This window comes from Moorena sp. SIO2C4, assembly GCF_010672485.1.
GTDB lineage: Bacteria > Cyanobacteriota > Cyanobacteriia > Cyanobacteriales > Coleofasciculaceae > Moorena > Moorena producens.
On sequence record NZ_JAAHGN010001411.1, the window covers coordinates 1 to 1,512 of the forward strand.

Sequence of the window (1,512 nt, forward strand, 5' to 3'; positions counted from 1 at the left end):
TCGAGCCAGTAGCACTTTTTTTTCCAGAGAGTCTGAATTTTGGTTGGATTGGCTACTTGGGACTAGTAGTAGTCTCCCTGGCGATAGCAGTTATTCAGCGTTTTCCCCGTAGCTCGGTGTGTAAAGCATTGTCTTCCCAGCCATCAGCTGAAGTGGGGGAAAAGCTAAAACATTTCTGTCGTCAGGTGTTTGAGTTGTTTCTCTGATTGAACTTGTTGAATCTGGTTTCAAGCCAATAACCTTGGCCAAAAGGCCACGCTTTAGGCTTTGCCGACGCTGCGCGAAAGCCAACAACCTTCAACATTAAACCTTAAACCTTCAACATTAAACCTTAAACCTTCAACATTAAACCTTAAATCTGATATCCCCTTGGTGTAATCATCCAATCCTGATGAATATCAGTGCTTTGATTACCAATTAGCACCATAGTTAGCATATCAATGGGTATTTCCAGCATTTTGTCAAGAGTTGTGAGAGTGATGTTTTCATCGTCTCGATAGGCTGAAACCACAATGGCTACAGGGGTATCAGGCTTACGATGCTTGAGAAAAATCCGTTGTGCGATCGCAATCTGCTCAGTACGATTACGCGATCGCGGATTGTACAACGCAGTCACAAAATCTGCTGCGGCTGAGGCTTCTAGACGCTTTTCGATTACTGGCCAAGGGGTCAATAGGTCACTCAAACTAATGGCACAAAAATCATGCATCAGGGGTGCTCCCACACGAGAGGCAGCAGCTTGTAACGCTGTAATACCAGGAAATACTTGCACCTGGGGTGTCTTACCATCCCAGCCCCTAGAGCGCAATTCTTCTAGGACTAACCCCGCCATACCATAGATACCGCAGTCACCAGAGGAAACCACTGCTACCGTTAATCCCCACTCAGCCAGTTCAATAGCCCGTTTTGCTCGTTGGGTTTCTTGGGTAATTGGTAAGGCTTCGATAATTTGTCCTGGACGTCGCAAGGTTGAAATTAAATTGATATAGAGGGAGTAACCAATCACAGCATCAGCGCTGGATATAGCCGTTTTAGCGGCTGGGGTTATTTGGTCAAGATTTCCCGGACCGATACCCACTAGCAACAGTTTCCCCATACGTCCAGTGTATTCTACTGGGGATTGAGCAATCGCTACAGTTACTGCTCCTGGTTGATTAGCTGATTTGACTATTTGTTTGGGAACTAATAAGGGTTGAAGGTTAGTCGCTTGTAAGTTAGTCGCTTGTAGGTTAGAACCTTCAACCTTCAACTTGCTAACCTTGGCCAAAAGGCCACGCTTCGCGAACAACTTGCTAACCTTCAACCCTCTAGCGCCACAGAGAGCTGCTGCTTCGGCAACGCTGGGAGTACCAACTTCTGCCGCCACCACATCCGATGGGTTGGGTACGGTTACGGAACGGAGTACGTCAGCTGGGAAAGTGCGTAAAGGCCAATGGCGCTCTTGGCACAATTGGACTATGCCGACTTCATCGGCTTTGCGGTCAATAGTAGCAATTCCTGCGATCGCATTTT

General features: G+C 47.0%; 1 protein-coding gene and 1 pseudogene. One reads left to right on the plus strand and one right to left on the minus strand.

Annotated features, from left to right (window positions below):
- Positions 1-206 (plus strand): annotated as a pseudogene (locus tag F6K20_RS38080) (hypothetical protein); the annotation flags it as partial.
- Positions 207-352: 146 nt separating this feature from the next.
- Here the strand turns inward: F6K20_RS38080 and cobJ are convergent.
- Positions 353-1,512 (minus strand): precorrin-3B C(17)-methyltransferase (gene cobJ / locus F6K20_RS38085; RefSeq protein ID WP_287298361.1); only part of this gene is annotated, 1,160 nt, incomplete at its 5' end.